Raw genomic sequence first — 17,468 nt, forward strand, 5'->3', positions numbered from 1 at the left:
ATCAGCCGGGCTTAATTCTTCTGCGAGGAAAGGCTCTCTAGCCTTAGCGGCGGATGCTCTCGAACTGCGCTGGGTCAATGCCCAATGCGTTGAGGTGCTTAGCCTTCGGTGCGCGTCCGCCTTCAACAGCTGCCGAAACTGCAGCAGCGCTGCCGAATACGGTCACAAAGGTGTCGAGGGTCGCAAAGAACTTGTTCTTGCGGGCGGTGCTCATCGGTCTATCCTTTCTGGGCCCGTGACATTCACGGGACGTTGCATGCCCTTAAGATAGGTTGCTTTCCGCCCAAGAGTACCGGGCCTTTGCTCAAAACAGCCATGCACTGAGCGCTTGGCCTTGCTTAGTTCTTTGGCGACACGATCTCCTGCCAGGTTGTCAAAAACCTTTGGCGCCGCAGCGTATCGAGAGAAACGAGCAGTCCCGGTCCCAGTGGAATAGGCTGGATCACGCCGCGCCCGAGCGCAGCAATCGTCTCGCTCGACCATTCGCCGTCGCTATTGGGAATAACCGAGCCAAGCGCGGTCGGGCCCGCTGCCACAGCTTGCCCGTCGGGCGATAGCGCAAAGTCGACAAACGCCTTGGCAAGATCGGTGTGGTCCGCCGTCTGCGGGATGAACATCGAGCGTGTCAGGACCAATACATAATCGTCTGGCACCACGATTTCGATATTGGCTCCCTCCGCTTTGCGAGCAAAGGCATAGGACCCCAGGACATTGAACCCCAGCGCCAGGCGTCCCTCAGCAACGCCGTTCAAGATGGCCGGGCTCGATCCCGAAAACTCCGCGCCAACCCGTCCAAAAGCGGTAGCTAATCGCCAGAAGGTCGATGATATCATCTGGTCCTGCGCAGCCAACAAATAACCCACACCTGATAGGGCGATGTCATAGGTCGAGATGCGCCCGGAAAATCTCTCCGCCTGCGCTTCGAGCAGTTCTGCCAGAGTGAGATGGGTGCGTGGCACTTCCTCTGCAGCGACCAAATCGGGATTATAGATCGTCACCGCGGGCTCAAACGTGAACCCGAAAACCTCGTTGCGCCAATGCGCCCAATCCGGCAGCGCGCCGAGATAGGGGCTGTCATAGGCCAGCGCATAGCCATCATTAGCCAGCTTGACCTGCAAGTCCGATGCCGAGCTGATGATGAGGTCGGTGCCTTCTATGATCGTACCATCGAGGAAGGCCTCATAAAGGGGCAGGGATGCCATTTCCTCATAGTGCACCTCGACCTGCGGATGCAGCTGCTGGAACCGTTCTATAAAATGCGCAAAGAGCGGGGTATCGGTTACCCCTACAATGGTCAGAACCGTAGGGCTGGTTTCATCGAGTGCAGGATACCGGGTCGACCCCGCCAGTGGCGACACGATGGGGATTAGACTGACGGCTAAAACCACGCCGACAACCCAAGTCCATTGCGTCAAATGGTTCTTTGGCATGGGAAACTTCATCTCGACGTTCAATCCACCTTCCGAGCGATCTTTCAGTGTTAGCTGCCCCTTATGCGCTTCGACCACGCGCGCGACGATGGACAATCCGAGCCCCGATCCGACCTTGCCCGCACTGGCTTTACCCCGCTTAAAGCGGCCCATCACTTGGTTCTTCTCATGCGCTTCCAGCCCCGGTCCGCGATCAAGCACGCGCAAGACGACATCGCTCTCTGAGTTGGTTACGGCGATGTCGATGGGCCCATCGGAATAGGTCAGAGCATTATCGACTACATTGCGCAGCATCTCGCGTAATGCCACGCGGTCGCCCGGTATCGTCGCGAGCGCAGCGGCAGGGGAAATGCTCACGCCCACACGCGCGCTCTGCTTTTCATCCAATCGGGTCACCACTTCGTCGACCAGAGCAGCAATCGACGTTGTGCTGCCCTCATGATTATCCAGCCGATGGGAAACGGTCGCTTCCATCAGCAACTGATTGACCAATTGGCTGGCCTGCACCGCGCTACCGTGAATACGCGCGACCCGCTGCCGAAGCTTTTTCGGGTCTTGTTCTTCCAGCGCCACCTCTGCTTGGGCGCGGATGGAGGCGAGAGGCGTGCGCACTTCATGGGCCGCTTCCGCCACAAGGCCCGACACACGTTCCATGGCATTGCGCAGCCGCGCCATAAACCCGTTCAGCGCCACCACCAGATGATCGACTTCCACCGGCACAGGCAAATCCACCGGATCCAAATCCTCCGGACGACGCGCGCGCAAATTGTGTTCCAGCTGGGTCAGTGGCGCAAACATGCGCGAAATGCCGAACCAAACGAGACCGATCGCGAGGAGCGTCAACGCCACCACAGGCAGCACGGCATTGGAGAGAATTTCTGCCGCCAAGGCCTCTCGCTGTCGCTGGGTCTCTGCCACATGGATTGTTACCCAACCCGTGTCCGTTGGGGTCGATATCAACCGCCCCACACTGGCGACACGCACCAACTCCCCACGATAGGACACGTCATGGAATAGCGGCACTGCCTCTGTCGTCTCGCGCATGAACTGGGCGAGATCATCATAGCCCGTCACGGTGCGCCCATCGGGGTCCTCTACAGCGTAGAACACCCGGTCTTGACCAGAGAACATGGCAAAAGCAGCGAAAGGCAGTTCGACGATAACATCGTCATTCTCCACCTGAACAGCGCCCGCGATTGTCAGAGCAGAGGCCGCCAGAAGGCGATCAAAGGCGCGGTCCGCTGCGCGTTCGGAATAGTCCCGAATGAAGACGATCAGGCTCAGCGACGAAGCCAATAAGAGGCATATCGCCAGAATGAAGATGCGCTTGTGGATGGAAAACCGTCGTACAGGCAAGTCTGTGCTCAAGATACAACTCGCGCGATATAGCCAACGCCGCGGACAGTGCCGATTTCGATACACGCTTCTGCCAGCTTCTTGCGCAGGCGCGAAATGTGCAATTCCAGCGCGTTGATGGATACGCCTTCATCGAAGCTGAACAGCTGGTTCATGAGCCGTTCTTTCGCCACCACCTTACCAATGTTGACGATCAAAATTTCCAGCAAGCGAAACTCGCGGCGCCCGAGTTCCACCGGCGTGCCTCCGATCAGTGCATGCATGCCCGCCACATCAAGGGTGAGATTGCCCACTTCCACCAGGCTTGAGGTTTGCCCGCCAGATCGACGCAGCAAGGCCCTCAGACGCGCTTCCAGCTCTCGCAAATCGAAGGGTTTGACGATGTAGTCGTCCGCCCCAAGGTCAAGGATCGAGACCTTGTCGTCGATCTCAGACCGCGCGGTCATGACCAATACTGGCGCGCTAAACCGCCGCTTCCGCAGTTCTGCGATCACGGTAATGCCGTCCTTATTGGGTAGCATCAAATCCAGTGCGACCACATCGAAAGCATCGCTCTCGGCCGTGGCCACCACGTCCGCTCCGTCCTTGACCCATTCCACCGAATGGCCCGCATTGCGTAGGCGCTGTTCGATAGCTTCCCCAAGGTCCTCGTTATCTTCCACCAGCAGTATACGCATGCGCCAGAGTCTCCCTGCATGTATACTAGCGCATTTCGTGTGATTTGGATCGGGTTAGCGGGTTGTTTTTGATAGCCATATGCCGTCCTTATGGCCTTGTGAGAACTTTGCCTTAACGGCGAAAAGAATGCCGATCCGTCTGGATAAAAATCGCTCGCAAAGCCTGAAAGTGCCATCTTTGCCTCGTCATCTGCGGCTCCAGTGGATAGTTGCGTAGCTGCAGGCGAGCGGTAATCCGGCGCGAATTTGACTGTAGTTTCTTCTCTCTGTGTTTGTTGCAACTATTTCTGCAAGTGGACTTTTCGTCGCTGGTAGGTATTCATCCTGATATACTCTGAGATATATTGAATAGGGTTCTGGTGTGGCGGGAAAAATAGATGTAAATCGTTAGTGTGACCACGCTCGTCGCAATGCGTCGCCACCGATGTCTACTCACCGAAGTGTTGAGATATTGCGGCCCGAATATAGTTTTAAGAGTTTTGAGGCGCATAGTCTGCGCCTCCTCAGTGGAGGACGAGTTGTCGATGAAAAACGGCAATGGAGCCGTTTCGGATTGTCATCACAACACAGTCATTCCGGCGACGGTCTCAGAGGCAGATGTAAGTGAATCGGTAGCGGCGGATCGCCTCTTGGCCGATTTGTCGGCTGGCCGTCTGACGCTTGTGCAACAGGGCATTCATTTACGAGATGACCCGCAACACACGCTCTATCATGAATGTCTCTTGCGCCGTTGTGCTGGTGCATTGAACGGTCCATCGCTATTCATAGGGATTGCGGCCGCAGAGCGACTTGGTCGCATCCGCCCGATTGATCATTTCGTGGCGCTGACAGTGGTGCAGTGGCTGATTGATCAGCCCGAGGCGCGTCTTGGCGTCAATATTTCTGCCAACAGCGCTGTCCTCGACGACCAATGGGGCGAGTTTTTTGCGCTGGTCGATGCACACGAAGGCGTTGCTAACCGCTTGGTGGTCGAGGTCACAGAAACGGCGGCCCTAGCGCCTGGCTATGGCGCTTTCATCCAAGCCTTGCGCTCACGCGGTATCAAGATCGCGCTGGATGACTATGGCGCAGGTCACAGCACGCCAGAGCGCTTGGTGCAAATCCGACCTGATATCGTGAAAATCAACGGCCACTACACGCGGAATGCGCGACAGGGAGAACCTGCGGCCATCGAACTGCGCGGCGTCGCTCAAGACCTGCGCGCCTTTGGCGGCGTTCTGGTTCTTGAAGGCATAGAAACCGAATTCGATCGGAACACTGCATTCATGGCGGGAATTTCGTGGATTCAAGGGTTTGGCGTAAGCCAGTAACGGGAGCGGTCCCAGCATTCCGTCTCGAGGAAATCCAGATCGGCCGGCGATGCGATCAATGCGCGCTCCCAAGAGATCACCGCACCGCACGATATAGTGCGCTCGTAGGGCTCCAACGCGCCAAATTCTAGCGAACTTCGCGCCAAATTTGGCTATTCTGGCTAAAAAATCGACAAACACTTTCCTATCTTTATGGGGTGCATCATCCCCCGCTTGCCGCTACAATGCACATATAAACGCGTTGCAAGTGGACGAGGCGGCGGATGACCGACTTGCACAGTGAAGCGGTTGAGATATTGCTCTCCTCGGAGCTTGGTCTTACGGCCAGAGCAGTGAACGCAAAGAGTCCCGGAGTTGATGGTGACAAGTAAGCTTGAACAGTTGAAGTCAATGTCGGTGGTTGTCGCCGATACAGGCGATCTGGAAGCGGTGCGCAAATTTGTACCTCAGGATTGCACCACCAATCCCTCTATCGTGCTGAAGGCACTTCAGAGCCCAGCCTTTGCTTCGCATTTCGATGAAGCTGTCGGCGCGCTCGCTGGCGAAGCCAATGCCGTTACCAAGATTGCTGACCGCCTGACCATCGACGTCGGCGCAGCCCTTGCCGAACTCGTTCCCGGTCGCGTCTCCACCGAAGTTGACGCTGACCTGTCCTTTGATGCTGTCGCATCTGAAGCAAAGGCCAAGGCGATCATCGACGCCTATGCTGCCCGTGGCATTTCCAAGGACCGCATTCTCATCAAGCTCGCTGCGACCTGGGAAGGCATCACTGCCGCCCGCGCTCTGCAGAAGGCTGGCATTGATTGTAACCTGACCCTCGTCTTCTCGCAGGCTCAGGCTATTGCTTGCGCGGACGCTGGCTCGTTCCTGATCTCGCCATTCGTTGGCCGTATCACCGACTGGTTCTCCAAGTCGACGGGCCAGACCTACACCCCAGATCAGGATCCGGGCGTCATTTCGGTTCGCGGCATCTACGAATATTTCAAGGCGCACAACATCCCGACCATCGTGATGGGTGCTTCCTTCCGCCATACCGGCCAGATCGAAGCCCTCGCTGGTTGCGATCGTCTCACCATCGCGCCAGCGCTGCTCGAACAGCTTGCTGCAGACACCGGTGAACTGCCACGTGCGCTCGACGGCGCTAAGGGCTCGCCTGCCAAAATCGATCTGACGGAAGCCAAGTTCCGCTGGGCGCTCAATGAAGACGCAATGGCCACCGAAAAGCTTTCGGAAGGCATCCGCAACTTCAACGCCGACACCAAGAAGCTCTACGCTCTAATCAACGAAAAGATCGCAGCGCGCTAAGTCGCTTCTGCTGTAAATATTAAACGGCGGCTCGGGAAACCGGGCCGCCGTTTTGTTTTGTCTAGCTAAGCTTTAGCGCGTTGCAGCGTAAAGACTGCCGGCACGGCCGCCAGAGCGGCAATAACCGAGCACTGGGCCATCAATGGCCTCAAGGGCCTGGGTGAACTTGATCAACTGTCCTTCGCCGAGTGGGCCCGACACCGGAACATGAAAGGCCTGCAGTCCGGCTGCGCTCGCTGCTGCGGCGATGTCGTCAAAGCTTGGCTGATTTGGGTCTTCATCGTCCGGACGCGCGCACACAATACCCTTATAGCCTGCGGCGACGATTTCGGGGATGTCGGAAGTCTGGATCTGCCCGGTCTGACCAAAGCGTTCGTCAACAATCTTGATGTTCATCAAACTTAATCCTTCTTCTTATTGAGCCCGTTGAGGGGCACTTTTAAATAGCTCGTGCCATTGTCTTCGGCTTTGGGCAGATGACCGGCGCGCATATTGATCTGCAGCGAGGGGATGATTAGGCGCGGCATCGAGAGTGTGGCATCGCGCGCTTCACGCATCGCCACAAACTCATCTTCCGTTGTGCCCTTACCGACGTGGATATTGAACTCCCGCTGTTCGCCAATAGTGGTTTCCCAACGGATGTCGCGCCCATTCGGTCCATAGTCGTGGCACATAAACAGACGTAACTCGTCCGGAAGCTGCAACAGCCGCTGGATTGAGCGATAGAGTGTGCGCGCGTCTCCGCCCGGAAAATCCGCACGCGCCGAGCCACCATCCGGCATGAAGAGAGTGTCGCCGACAAAGGCAGAATTGCCAATCACATGCACCATATCCGCAGGCGTATGGCCGGGTGTGAACAGGGTGTAAGCCGTCAGAGTCCCGATCTGATAGCTGTCGCCGTCCTTGAACAGACGGTCAAACTGCGAGCCATCACGTTGGAACTCCGTCCCTTCGTTGAAGATCTTCCCAAACGTGTCCTGCACCACCGAAATTTGGTCGCCAATGCCAAGCTGGCCGCCGAGCTTGCCCTGAATATAGGGCGCCGCAGACAAATGGTCGGCGTGGACATGGGTTTCGATCAGCCACTCAACGGTCCAGCCCTTTTCCGTGATGAACGCGATGATCTCATCTGCGCTTTCATAAGAAATGGCACCCGAGGCGTAGTCAAAGTCCATCACACTGTCGACCACAGCGCAGGCGTTCGAATTGGGGTCTTTGACCACGTAACTGATGGTGTTGGAGTCATCATCGAAGAAGGCGACGACGTCTGGTTTCACCCTGAGGTCCGGCGTGAACGGGATCGGGGCAGCAGTCATTTTAGTCTCTCAATCTAACTTTACGCCGCCTTGGTGGCGCGTGTGCGTAAGACGGTGGTCGCGGCGATACCTGCGATCATGGCCATAACGAAGATAAACGGTTGGATGTTGCCTGAGCCGAGCGCCGGAATGGCTCCGCCCGGACAAAATCCCGCGATCCCCCAACCAATGCCGAACACTGCCGAGCCAATCACCAGAGGCTTATCGATGGTGGTTTTCGTCGGCAGGTGAAACACTTTGTCAAACACGGGCATCGGGCGTTTGAGCACAAAGCGATAGCCAATGAATGTGACAGCGAGGGCAGATCCCATCACCAGCATCAAACTCGGATCCCAAGTGCCGAATACGTCGAAGAAATTGAGCACCTTGGCTGGATTACCCATGCCCGAAATCACAATTCCAGCGCCGAAAACGAGGCCGATAAGACCAGCAGACAGAATGCGGATCATATTAGAAGCCTCCGAGCACGTGGCGAATAACAAAGACGGTGATCAGCGTTGTCGCCATAAACGTCACCGTTGCAACGATCGAACGGGTCGACAACCGCGCTATGCCGCAAACGCCATGTCCCGAGGTGCAGCCGCCGCCAAAGGTCACGCCTACGCCAACGAGCAAACCGCTCAGAACAATCGCCCAGGCCGGGAAGTCGGCCGCGAACGGCAAGGGGCTGCCTGTAACGAGCGTCAACAGCAGAGGGGCAGCGATGGCGCCGAGTAGGAAGGCAACACGCCAACCGGCGTCTCCTTTTGGCATGATCGCTCCTGCCAAAATGCCGGTCATGCCAGCGATACGGCCATGAAATGCCATGAGAAGCACAGCGCTAAGGCCAATCAGGCTGCCGCCCAATAGAGCCTCAATAGGGGTGAACTGGGTGATCATCGGCCATCCAAAGTTGCAAAAGCGCGGCGTCTATGCGAAACCGCTAATGTTCAGTGGATCAATATATTCGAATGTCCTAATATGTCAACTCAGGAAAGCGCTATCCCGAACGCGTCGGAGAAGCCAATGGACATGGTGGCACTTGAGCCACGCGCTGAAGAAGCCGCGCAACTGCTCACCGCCATGGCAAATCCAAAGCGCCTACTGGTCCTGTGTAACCTCTTGCATCAAGAGCGCAGCGTCAGCGATCTGGCCAAGCTCGTGGGCCTGGAGCAGTCGCCGCTGTCCCAACATCTCTCAAAGCTGCGCGCCTTAGGCCTCGTGAAAACCCGGCGCGATGGCCAGACGATCTACTATCGGCTCTCGTCCGAGAACGTCACGCGTCTTCTCACCACGCTCTATGAGATTTACTGCGCTTAATTGGGTGTGGATCATCTGCGCAAATGCCTTCACGGACCCGAAAGCATTCTCAGTTAGACTTTTGACGCTGCGCCAACTGTGCTAGCGGCTTGCGCATTGAGCAAGCGATTGGTCCGTTTGTGGTCTTTAGGGCATGGAGGTCGCATGTCGTCGCCTACACAGTGCTGGCAGGATGTCAGCGGTGACAATAGTCGCCTCGCCGCGCTTCATGCCTTGGATATCTTGGACAGTCCGCGCGAACCGGCTTTCGACCGAATTTCAGACCTGATCCGCTTGGTTTTCGACGTCGACATCGGGCTTGTAACCCTGATCGACGCGCATCGTCAGTGGTACAAAGCCTCTGTCGGCATGACCAATACCGAGCAGGACTTGGATAGCGCCTTTTGCCGCTTCACGCTCGAAGCGGGCGATACCGTCATCGTCAATGACGCGACCGAAGACGCTCGTTTCGCTGACCACGAGAAAGTCGTCGGCGCGCCATACATCCGCTTTTACGCGGGCACACCCATCTTCACCTCGAAGGGGCTGATGGTCGGAACCATCTGCGCTGTCGACACGAAAAAACGAACCTTCGGCCCACGCGAGATGGAAATCCTCCGTCACCTCGCAGCCTTGGTCATGCAGGGCCTGGAACTGCGGCAGGAAGCGATCACCGACGTTCTGACTGGCGCCAGCAGCCGCCGTTCCTTCAAGGAAGAAGCGAAAAAGCATATTTCGCTATCGAACCGTAACAACGCGCCGCTGAGCTGCATCTCGCTCGACATTGACCACTTTAAGCAGATCAACGACACCTACGGTCATGCCGCTGGCGATCAGGTTCTCACCGGCGTCGTGAAGGCGTTCAAAGAGACGCTGCGTCAGAGCGATATTGTGGGCCGCCTCGGTGGCGAAGAGTTTGCCGTGCTTCTGCCGCAGACTGAAGAAGCGACAGCTATGGATGTCGCGGAAAAGCTGCGCCAGGTTGTCAAAAAGCTGCGTTTTCCACACAGCCGCCCGCCCATTTCAGTAACGTCGTCTTTCGGTGTGGCATCGCTGGTTCCCGGCGACGACATTGAAGCGCTGATCGCGCGCAGCGATGCGGCGCTCTATACGGCCAAGCGGACGGGACGAGATCGTGTCCACCTTGCGCCAAAGCCCGATGAAGCAGCCAAGCTCAATCGGCGTCGCGTGCTTAAGGCCGGTCAGATCATCTTCAACGATGGCCGTTCGACCTATGATTGCACCATTCGCAGCCTATGGGACGACGGCGCTGAAGCGACACTGGCCCTGACCACTGTCCTGCCCGAACATTTTGATCTGCGGATCAAAGGCTCGACCGAGCAATATCATTGCAAGCTGCTCAAGCGCAGTGTCGGTGCCGTAGAAATGGTCTATCTGGACACGCCCAAAGGCTAAGTAATCGGCGCCCAGCGCTCGTCTTCGGTCTTTCCAAACAGCGGAGACTTGAGCGGGGCGACGATGCGGTCTTGATACCGCGCCAGCCCGTCTTTCCACCGGTTCGATTGCAGCATTGCCGCTGCAATCACCACGGGCTCAATACCCGCCTTTTCCAGCAGGCGCAGCACCGCCACCATCGAAGAGCCCGAGCTAATCACATCGTCGATCAGACACACGCGCTTGCCCTCAACCAGTGGCACCATACGCGGATCGATAAATATGGTCTTGGCATGGGTCGGGCTGGTAATCGAGCTCAGCGGCTCCGACAGCTCGTCGACATACCAAAATTTTCGCGACGTCCCCAGTGGCACCATTCTGGCGTGCCCCAGCCGCCGTGCCACGTTATTGGCCAACGGCAAGCCCAGCGTCGGCACACCGATCACGGCATCGACATCATACGGCGCGATCAGGTCCGCCATGCCTTGCGCGAGCGCATCCTCCACCACAAAACTCGCCTGATTGACGATCAGCGACGACACCGCCCGCGTCCCGTCGCCGGGCAGCACGCGCAAGGGCAGGGCGAGCTGACGCCCATCCGCAAACTCCGCCGGATAAAAGCCGGTATAGCTCTCACCCTTAGCGTGCGTGCCAGCTGGGAAAACCTCCTGCCAGAAGTGATGCGGTTCTAGGGGCAAAGCGCGTCTCTTTTCTTGTCGCTGCGTTCCGAATAACGCAATGTGCCAGCACCTTTACCCAGACTCTTGAGCCAATGGAACACCTCGATAACGCCCCGTTCGAACTTGATGACATGATCGCCCTACGGCGCGATCTGCACACCCACCCCGAACTTGGCTTTGAGGAAGTGCGCACCAGCGGCATCGTCGCCGACAAACTCGCGGAGGTCGGCATAGCCGTCCATCGCGGCCTGGGCAAAACCGGCGTCGTTGGCACCCTTAAAGTCGGCAATGGTACCCGCTCCATCGGCCTCCGTGCCGATATGGATGCGCTCGCTATGCCCGAGCTTGCCGACCGCGAGTACAAATCCACCACGCCCAACACCATGCACGCCTGCGGCCACGACGGGCATACCGTCATGCTGCTCGCAGCCGCACGCTATCTCGCCCGCACCAAGAATTTCGACGGCACTGTCCACTTCATCTTCCAGCCCGCTGAAGAAGGTCGCGGTGGGGCGAAGGCGATGATCGAAGATGGGTTCTTCGACCTCTTCCCCTGCGACGCCGTCTATGGCCTCCACAACATGCCCGGTCTTGCCACCGATGAAATGGCTGTCGTGACCGGCCCGCAACTGGCCTCGTCGGACAGCTGGGAAGTCGCCTTCACTGGTGTTGGTACCCACGGCGCCAAGCCGCATTTGGGCAAGGATGCGGTTACCGCTGCCGCCCATTTCCTCACCATGCTCCACACCATTGTGGCGCGCGTTGTCGATCCACTCCAGCCCGCGGTGGTCAGCGCCTGCGCCCTATCGGCAGGTGATTTCAAAGCGCTCAACGTCATTCCAGATGTCGTCCGCATCGGCGGCACCGCCCGCGCTTACACCCCTGCGGTGCGCGATCAGCTCGAAGCAGAAATCGGCCGGCTCGCCCATGGCGTCGCCGCGAGCTTCGGCATTGAGGTGAACTACACCTTCAATCGCCGTATTCCGCCTGTTGTGAACAATGCCGAGGTCACCGCCCGTGCACACAAGGCGGCAACAGCCGCGACAGGCCGCGCCGTGGTGACGGATTTCCCGCCGTCCACGGCTGGCGATGATTTTGCTGAGTTCGGCAATCGCGTGCCTGGGTGCTATGTCTGGCTGGGCAATGGCCCTGCGCAAGACGGCGCTTTGCACCACAACTCCCGCTACGATTTTAACGACGACGCGATCCTGACCGGCGCGCGCTATTGGGCAACGCTCGCCGAGCAGGATCTGTCGGCTTAAGAAACGAAACCGGAGTGCAGGAGATCAAGCGTCTTCTGCACATCCACCGTCATGGCGACTTTTAACGGCACGCCTGCGTTCGAGACCACCAGCGCACCCGGATCATCCGTGAGATCAAGCGCGATGGTCAGCTCTTCAATCCCGAAAATCGTCGGCTCCAGCGCATAGAGCATGACGCAAGGGTCGTGCAGCGGGCGGCTGTGGCGGCCATCAAGGAAATAGGCTTCCAACAATTTCGCGGCGACGTCGCCATGCGGCGTGCCATTAAAGGATGCGACGTATCCCTCATCTGCCCGCACTTTTCGCGTCACATCGAGCGGGATCAGCGTCAGGTCAAACCCAAAGCCGAACACCATCTCCGCCGCTTCCGGATCAACGGCAAAGTTGAATTCCGAACGCGGGCCGACATTGCCCTTCTCAACGATAGCGCCGCCCATAGCGATCACACGGCCAATCCGATGCGCCGCTTCCGGATCGTGCTGAATGAGCAAAGCCAGATTGGTCAGCGGGCCGAGAGCCAGAATATCGATGGAGCCTGCTGGTGCTGCCCGCAGCTGTTCAGCCATCCACAGATGCGCCGGGGCAGTAACCGGATTCTGACCGGGCGCTAAAGTGACCCCGCCGAGCCCGTCATTGCCGTGAATAGCCACTTCATCGATAGCGTTTCGCACCAGCGGCGCGTTTGCGCCTCGGGCAATCGCCACATCCCCGCGACCCATCAGGGTCGCAAGGCTTGCAGCATTCGCTGTGGTCCGCTCAATCCCAATATTCCCGGCCACAGTAGCGAGGCCGAGAACATTGAAACGCTCACTGCCAAAGGCAAAGAGCACAGCGATTGCGTCGTCGAGACCGGGATCGGTGTCGATAATAACCGAGCGATTAGTCATAGAACGGCTGAATCACCATTTCAGGAACTTTTACCAGACCCTTGTCCGTGATGCGGATTTCCGGGATCACCGAGAGCGGGATGAGGTTGAAGCCCATATACGGAATGGCGCAGCCCATCTCGTCCCAGACCTTCTTGAGAACCTTGGTTTCTTCCGCCACCTCATGAACGCGCTTGTCGGAGATAAGACCCGCGACAGGCAGCGCTACAAAGGACAGCACCGCGCCGTCCTTGACCACAACGATACCGCCATTGGCGTCTTCAATGGTCTTGAGCGCCAGCTGCATGTCGGCCTCATTGGTGCCGGCGATGATGATGTTGTGGCTGTCGTGTCCAACCGAAGACGCAACCGCGCCGCCCTTGAGATTGAACTCATGCAAGAAGCCATGGGCGATACCGCCATTGGTCTTGCCGTGACGCTCAACCACGGTAACGAAGCAGAGGTCGTGGTTCTCGAGTGTTGTCGCCCAGTCGCCCGTTGGGGTGATTTCAACCTTGCGATGGGGCAAGGTGATGCCTGGCATTTCAATGCCAATAGCATTGGCCGTCACCGGACCTGCTGGCAGTTCTGGGGTGAGCTTTAGGCCCTTTGGCAAATGGACCGTATTATACGCCGCGCGTGGATAGACGTAGCGCTGCTCCAGCGTTTCATCGAGCAGCGATGTGATCTTGCCACCCTCGACCATCAGCTCGCCACCGTACCAGGTGTTGACTGGCTTAAGATCGTCATTGAGCAGCACGAGGTCAGCTCGACGACCGCCGCCCAGACCACCGATTTCATCGCCCATGCCAAAGCGGGTCGCGCCGTGTAGCGAGCCCATGGCCCAAGCCTGTTCTGGCTTTACGCCGCAACGAATGGCTTCTCGCACCACCCAGTCGAGACCGAATGTAAGAAGATCGTCCGCATCACGGTCGTCGGTGCACACCGCGTAGCGCTTGTGGCTCGCACCCATTTCGGTGATCGGCCTGATCGCGTCAACAATCGAGTTCCAAGGCGTCGCTGGGTTGCCGCCGCGCAGGAACACCCAGATACCGGCTTCAAGGAAATCTTCCGAAATGTCCTTGTCGACCGCTTCATGCGTGTCGGTCACGCCTGCTGCCGCATAGGGCGCAACAAACTCACGGCCATAGACGTGGCCCGAAACCGGACGGCCGCGCTTGAGGCTTTCCGCGATAATGGCGTGCGAGCGCGGGTCGCCCATAGCGACCGGCACAAAGTCCATCTTCTCGCCCAGCGCCACGGCTTCTGGCCATTTGTCAAAGATCGCACCGATCTTCTCAGGCGTCAGATCGCCACCAGCGGTTTCGAGTTCTGGCGAGGTCGCCGGAACCGTGGACGGCACTGTGAGGAAGATCGAGAGCGGCGCCAAACGCGCATCTTCCAGCATGGCCTCAACGCCTGCAACGTCCATGACGTTACCGATTTCGTGGCTGTCGCAGAAAATGGTGGTCGTGCCGTTGAGCAGCGCGCCTTCCGCATATGCGCAGGCCGTGACCATCGAGCTTTCAATGTGAATATGCGGGTCCACCAGACCCGGCGCGATAATGCCGCCCTTGGCGTCGTAAACGTGCTTGGGTGCCGGTGCCGACTTATAAGCGCCCGCTGGCTTGATCGCAGCGATACGACCGCCCGAGAGCCAGATTTCCTTATTGTCGAGAATGCGCTCGGAATAGGTCGAGAGCACGCGTGCACCCGTAATGACCACATCGGCTGCAGCACGGCCCCCGGCAACAGCCGCGAGCTGGGTAATTTGCGTATAGAGCGGGCTTACAGAGAAGCGCGTGATCATCGCCATAGGTTATTGCTCCGAGAAAGCGTGGAGGATGCGCACCCAAGAGCGGATGCCCTTGTGGAAGCTGGAGAGGTCGTATTTTTCGTTCGGGCTATGAATGCGGTTGTCAAAGCGCGCAAACCCGATGAGCAGAGATTCCATGCCCAGGCGGTTCTTGAATTCGCCCAGAATAGGGATGGAGCCGCCTGTACCCGCCAGCGCGGTCTCGCGGTTCCACTCCGTCGTCAGCGCCGCCTGCGCTTTGCGGAGCAGCGCGCCGTCAAGCGACATGGATTGCGCTTCGGCCGCCGCATAGCTCTTGAACTTCACCGAGCAATCGGCCGGGATCATGCTACGCACGAAGTCGCGGAACAGCTCACGGATACGGTGCGGATCCTGTCCGGCCACGAGCCGGAACGAAATCTTGGCGCCAGCCTTTGCCGGAATGACGGTTTTAAAACCCTCACCCGAATAGCCGCCCCATACACCGTGGATTTCCGCCGTCGGACGCGCCCACACCTGCTCCAACACCGAGCGACCCTCTTCGCCCGCCGGAATGGAAAGGCCAATATCGCCCAAAAACTTTTCCGGGTCGAACGGTAGCCGTTCCCATTCGCGTCTATTGGCTTCGGGAAGATCTTCCACGCCGTCGTAAAATCCGGGAATGCCAACCGCGCCATCATCAGTACGCAGCTTGCCGATGATCGTGCCCAAAAGCTGGGTCGCGTTCCGCGCGGCCGAGCCGAACATGCCCGAGTGCAAATCACGATCCGCCGTCGTGATCTCGAACTCTTCCGAGACGAAGCCTCGGAACATGGTGGTGATCGCCGGGGTTTCGTGATCCCACATATCCGTGTCGCAGACGAGGATCGTATCCGCCTTGAGATCGTCCGCATTGGCTTCAAGGAAAGGCCCGAGCGAAGGCGAACCGGCTTCTTCTTCGCCCTCGAACAGCATCGACACCTGAATGGGCAGGCTCCCCGTCACTGCCTTCCAGGCGCGACAGGCTTCAACGAATGTGAGCAGCTGCCCCTTATCGTCCGATGCGCCACGGCCCAGAATGTGGGTTTCGCCATCGGGCTGCGGGGAGAGCGAAGGCTCAAACGGATCGGTATTCCAAAGCTCAATCGGGTCGACCGGCTGCACGTCATAATGGCCATAAAACAGCACATGCGGGCCGGGCGTTTTCGGCCCATGACCAACCACCATTGGATGGCCAGTTGTGTCCCGCACGCTGGCGTCAAAATCGAGTTCTGCGAGTTGGTCCCGGAGCCACTCCGCCGCACGGCGCACGTCGTCCTTATATTCCGGCTCCGTCGAAACCGAAGGAATGCGGATCAGCTCAAACAGCCGCTCGAGGCTGTTCTCAAGGTTTGCATCGGCATGGGCAAGAACAGCGTCGAGATGGGTCATTGTGCGAGACTATCCAGCCGCGCCATTTCCGTTTTGAACTGGCGGGCGATTTGGTTGGCATCGGCCACGGTTTTCGCCGTGTCGAGGGTGAGAACTGTTCGATCCCGCATCAGCCAGCGGCCCGCGACCATGGTGTGGGTCACGTCGCTCGGCATGGCGGCAAACACGAGCGCCGAGTAGGGATCGTACATGGGGTGCATGCGCGGCGCGGCCAGCGAAATGCGAATAAGATCCGCCTGCTTGCCCACTTCAAGCGAGCCTGTCTTGAGGTTGAGGCTCAACGCCCGCGCCCCCTCAATCGTCGCCATTCTGATGATTTCGAGCGCGGGGAGCGGTTTTCGCGAACCAGCAAGCAGCTTGGCAAACATTGAAGCCGGCGCGAACTGGGAAAACAGATCGAGCGTATTCCCGCTCATCGCTCCATCCGAGCCAATGCCGACCGGAATGCCCGCATTGCGCATCTTTTCGACCGGCGCAATTCCGCGTCCCGCCTTGCCGTTTGAGCGCGGATTGGTCACCGCACAAACCTGATGCTCAGCCATCATTGCGATGTCCGCATCATCGAGCTGCAAGCAATGCGCGGCGATCAGGTTTGGCTTCAACAGCCCAGCGTCCGCCGTCACGGCGACGGTCGATTTGCCGTGGGTGTCGCGCGCCCAATTCACCTCAAGCGTGCTCTCCGCCAAATGCATCTGCACCGGCACATCGGGATGCGCTGCCGACCACTCCGCAATGCGTTCCATGGTCTTCAAACCCGTGGAATAGGGAGCGTGCGGCGCAATAGATGGGGTTACGAGAGCATGGCCTGCAAAGCGCTCGACCAGCTCTTCAACCCGCGCAAAACCTTCATCAAAGGTCTTGTGGTCCGGCGGATCAAAGTCCGCCAGCGTCTGCCCGACAATGGCGCGCAAACCAGCTCGGTCGCAAACATCGCCCACTTGGGTCTCAAAATAATACATGTCGGCGACGGTGGTAACGCCGCCCGCAATCATCTCCAGTGCCGACATGGCCGACCCAATGCGGACCATTTCGGGCGAAACGAATGTGCGCTCCAGCGGCAGAATATAGCGATAAAGCCGATCATCGACATCTTCTCCCAGCCCACGGAACACGCTCATGCCCATATGGCAGTGCGTATTGACCATGCCCGGCATGACGATATCGCCATTGCAATCGATCACCTCGGCGCCATCCACTTTTGGCGCTGGCCCCGAGCCAATCGCGGTAATGGTGTCGCCATCCACACGCACCCAGCCGCTCTCATGAACCGTAAGAGCATCGTCCATCGTGACGATCAAAGCATTGGTGAGCAGCGTGGTCATTCTTTTGGTCCTTTTTCACCGCCCCTCGTAAGGGGAAGGAATACTTCGGTGCCTTTCTTCACCTCT

General features: G+C 58.3%; 17 protein-coding genes. 5 read left to right on the forward strand and 12 right to left on the reverse strand.

The features are described 5' to 3' along the window. Positions 1–43 precede the first annotated feature (43 nt). The 3 genes from JHC09_RS09305 to JHC09_RS09315 form a co-directional block, all read right to left on the reverse strand. Positions 44–214, reverse strand: coding sequence for a hypothetical protein (locus JHC09_RS09305; RefSeq protein ID WP_169194732.1), 171 nt, complete (start codon positions 212–214; stop codon positions 44–46). Positions 215–338: 124 nt separating this feature from the next. Continuing rightward, complete coding sequence (locus JHC09_RS09310) at positions 339–2,798, reverse strand: extracellular solute-binding protein (protein ID WP_210338139.1); 2,460 nt, start codon at positions 2,796–2,798, stop codon at positions 339–341. Continuing rightward, a complete protein-coding gene (locus JHC09_RS09315) occupies positions 2,795–3,463 on the reverse strand; it encodes a response regulator transcription factor (protein WP_199531726.1) in 669 nt (222 codons plus the stop codon). Before JHC09_RS09315 ends, JHC09_RS09310 begins: the two co-directional genes overlap by 4 nt. A gap of 524 nt (positions 3,464–3,987) precedes the next feature. On the opposite strand from JHC09_RS09315, the gene JHC09_RS09320 reads away from it, so the two are divergent. Then, entirely contained in the window at positions 3,988–4,773 is a 786-nt protein-coding gene (locus JHC09_RS09320) for an EAL domain-containing protein (protein WP_248308954.1), read from the forward strand. 360 nt (positions 4,774–5,133) lie between these two features. Further along, positions 5,134–6,078: a transaldolase gene (gene tal, locus JHC09_RS09325; RefSeq protein WP_169194821.1), complete on the forward strand. Its 945-nt coding sequence runs from the start codon at positions 5,134–5,136 to the stop codon at positions 6,076–6,078. Between the two features lie 72 nt (positions 6,079–6,150). On the opposite strand, the gene JHC09_RS09330 is transcribed toward tal, so the two are convergent. From JHC09_RS09330 to JHC09_RS09345, 4 genes are read right to left on the reverse strand one after another with little or no spacing between them, the layout of a single operon-like run. Next, the gene (locus JHC09_RS09330; RefSeq protein WP_199531728.1) at positions 6,151–6,474 is read right to left on the reverse strand and encodes a TIGR01244 family sulfur transferase; all 324 of its coding nucleotides are present in this window, start codon (positions 6,472–6,474) and stop codon (positions 6,151–6,153) included. 5 nt (positions 6,475–6,479) lie between these two features. After that, a complete protein-coding gene (locus JHC09_RS09335) occupies positions 6,480–7,394 on the reverse strand; it encodes an MBL fold metallo-hydrolase (RefSeq protein ID WP_199531729.1) in 915 nt (304 codons plus the stop codon). A 20-nt stretch (positions 7,395–7,414) separates the two neighbouring features. After that, positions 7,415–7,843, reverse strand: a complete 429-nt coding sequence (locus JHC09_RS09340; RefSeq protein ID WP_199531730.1) for a YeeE/YedE family protein — start codon at positions 7,841–7,843, stop codon at positions 7,415–7,417. A gap of 1 nt (position 7,844) precedes the next feature. Beyond that, positions 7,845–8,273: a YeeE/YedE thiosulfate transporter family protein gene (locus tag JHC09_RS09345; RefSeq protein ID WP_199531731.1), complete on the reverse strand. Its 429-nt coding sequence runs from the start codon at positions 8,271–8,273 to the stop codon at positions 7,845–7,847. A gap of 126 nt (positions 8,274–8,399) precedes the next feature. Between JHC09_RS09345 and JHC09_RS09350 the strand changes: the two genes are divergently transcribed. Both JHC09_RS09350 and JHC09_RS09355 read left to right on the forward strand, forming a co-directional pair. Next, complete coding sequence (locus tag JHC09_RS09350) at positions 8,400–8,693, forward strand: metalloregulator ArsR/SmtB family transcription factor (RefSeq protein ID WP_199531732.1); 294 nt, start codon at positions 8,400–8,402, stop codon at positions 8,691–8,693. Between the two features lie 144 nt (positions 8,694–8,837). After that, the gene (locus JHC09_RS09355) at positions 8,838–10,088 is read left to right on the forward strand and encodes a sensor domain-containing diguanylate cyclase (protein WP_199531733.1); all 1,251 of its coding nucleotides are present in this window, start codon (positions 8,838–8,840) and stop codon (positions 10,086–10,088) included. Here JHC09_RS09355 and JHC09_RS09360 read toward each other — a convergent pair. Next, complete coding sequence (locus tag JHC09_RS09360; protein WP_199531734.1) at positions 10,085–10,765, reverse strand: phosphoribosyltransferase; 681 nt, start codon at positions 10,763–10,765, stop codon at positions 10,085–10,087. The genes JHC09_RS09355 and JHC09_RS09360 overlap by 4 nt on opposite strands. 74 nt (positions 10,766–10,839) lie before the next feature. Between JHC09_RS09360 and JHC09_RS09365 the strand changes: the two genes are divergently transcribed. Next, the gene (locus tag JHC09_RS09365) at positions 10,840–12,009 is read left to right on the forward strand and encodes a M20 aminoacylase family protein (RefSeq protein WP_199531735.1); all 1,170 of its coding nucleotides are present in this window, start codon (positions 10,840–10,842) and stop codon (positions 12,007–12,009) included. On the opposite strand, the gene JHC09_RS09370 is transcribed toward JHC09_RS09365, so the two are convergent. From JHC09_RS09370 to JHC09_RS09385, 4 genes are read right to left on the reverse strand one after another with little or no spacing between them, the layout of a single operon-like run. Then, the gene (locus JHC09_RS09370; RefSeq protein WP_199531736.1) at positions 12,006–12,896 is read right to left on the reverse strand and encodes a nucleoside hydrolase; all 891 of its coding nucleotides are present in this window, start codon (positions 12,894–12,896) and stop codon (positions 12,006–12,008) included. The genes JHC09_RS09365 and JHC09_RS09370 overlap by 4 nt on opposite strands. Further along, positions 12,889–14,691, reverse strand: coding sequence for an adenine deaminase C-terminal domain-containing protein (locus tag JHC09_RS09375; protein WP_199531737.1), 1,803 nt, complete (start codon positions 14,689–14,691; stop codon positions 12,889–12,891). The genes JHC09_RS09370 and JHC09_RS09375 overlap by 8 nt, the downstream gene beginning before the upstream one ends. Before the next feature lie 3 nt (positions 14,692–14,694). Next, positions 14,695–16,080, reverse strand: coding sequence for a M20/M25/M40 family metallo-hydrolase (locus tag JHC09_RS09380; RefSeq protein WP_199531738.1), 1,386 nt, complete (start codon positions 16,078–16,080; stop codon positions 14,695–14,697). Continuing rightward, entirely contained in the window at positions 16,077–17,402 is a 1,326-nt protein-coding gene (locus JHC09_RS09385; RefSeq protein ID WP_199531739.1) for an amidohydrolase, read from the reverse strand. Before JHC09_RS09385 ends, JHC09_RS09380 begins: the two co-directional genes overlap by 4 nt. Positions 17,403–17,468: the final 66 nt, after the last annotated feature.

Source organism: Devosia sp. MC532, from assembly GCF_016461625.1.
GTDB lineage: Bacteria > Pseudomonadota > Alphaproteobacteria > Rhizobiales > Devosiaceae > Devosia.

Bases quoted from the DNA above. Each gene is read 5' to 3' on its own strand.
- JHC09_RS09305 (WP_169194732.1), bottom strand. From the start codon at position 214: ATGAGCACCGCCCGCAAGAACAAGTTCTTTGCGACCCTCGACACCTTT.
- JHC09_RS09315 (WP_199531726.1), bottom strand. From the start codon at position 3,463: ATGCGTATACTGCTGGTGGAAGATAACGAGGACCTTGGGGAAGCTATC.
- JHC09_RS09320 (WP_248308954.1), top strand. From the start codon at position 3,988: ATGAAAAACGGCAATGGAGCCGTTTCGGATTGTCATCACAACACAGTC.
- JHC09_RS09330 (WP_199531728.1), bottom strand. From the start codon at position 6,474: ATGAACATCAAGATTGTTGACGAACGCTTTGGTCAGACCGGGCAGATC.
- JHC09_RS09335 (WP_199531729.1), bottom strand. From the start codon at position 7,394: ATGACTGCTGCCCCGATCCCGTTCACGCCGGACCTCAGGGTGAAACCA.
- JHC09_RS09340 (WP_199531730.1), bottom strand. From the start codon at position 7,843: ATGATCCGCATTCTGTCTGCTGGTCTTATCGGCCTCGTTTTCGGCGCT.
- JHC09_RS09345 (WP_199531731.1), bottom strand. From the start codon at position 8,273: ATGATCACCCAGTTCACCCCTATTGAGGCTCTATTGGGCGGCAGCCTG.
- JHC09_RS09350 (WP_199531732.1), top strand. From the start codon at position 8,400: ATGGACATGGTGGCACTTGAGCCACGCGCTGAAGAAGCCGCGCAACTG.
- JHC09_RS09355 (WP_199531733.1), top strand. From the start codon at position 8,838: ATGTCGTCGCCTACACAGTGCTGGCAGGATGTCAGCGGTGACAATAGT.
- JHC09_RS09365 (WP_199531735.1), top strand. From the start codon at position 10,840: ATGGAACACCTCGATAACGCCCCGTTCGAACTTGATGACATGATCGCC.
- JHC09_RS09370 (WP_199531736.1), bottom strand. From the start codon at position 12,896: ATGACTAATCGCTCGGTTATTATCGACACCGATCCCGGTCTCGACGAC.
- JHC09_RS09375 (WP_199531737.1), bottom strand. From the start codon at position 14,691: ATGGCGATGATCACGCGCTTCTCTGTAAGCCCGCTCTATACGCAAATT.
- JHC09_RS09380 (WP_199531738.1), bottom strand. From the start codon at position 16,080: ATGACCCATCTCGACGCTGTTCTTGCCCATGCCGATGCAAACCTTGAG.
- JHC09_RS09385 (WP_199531739.1), bottom strand. From the start codon at position 17,402: ATGACCACGCTGCTCACCAATGCTTTGATCGTCACGATGGACGATGCT.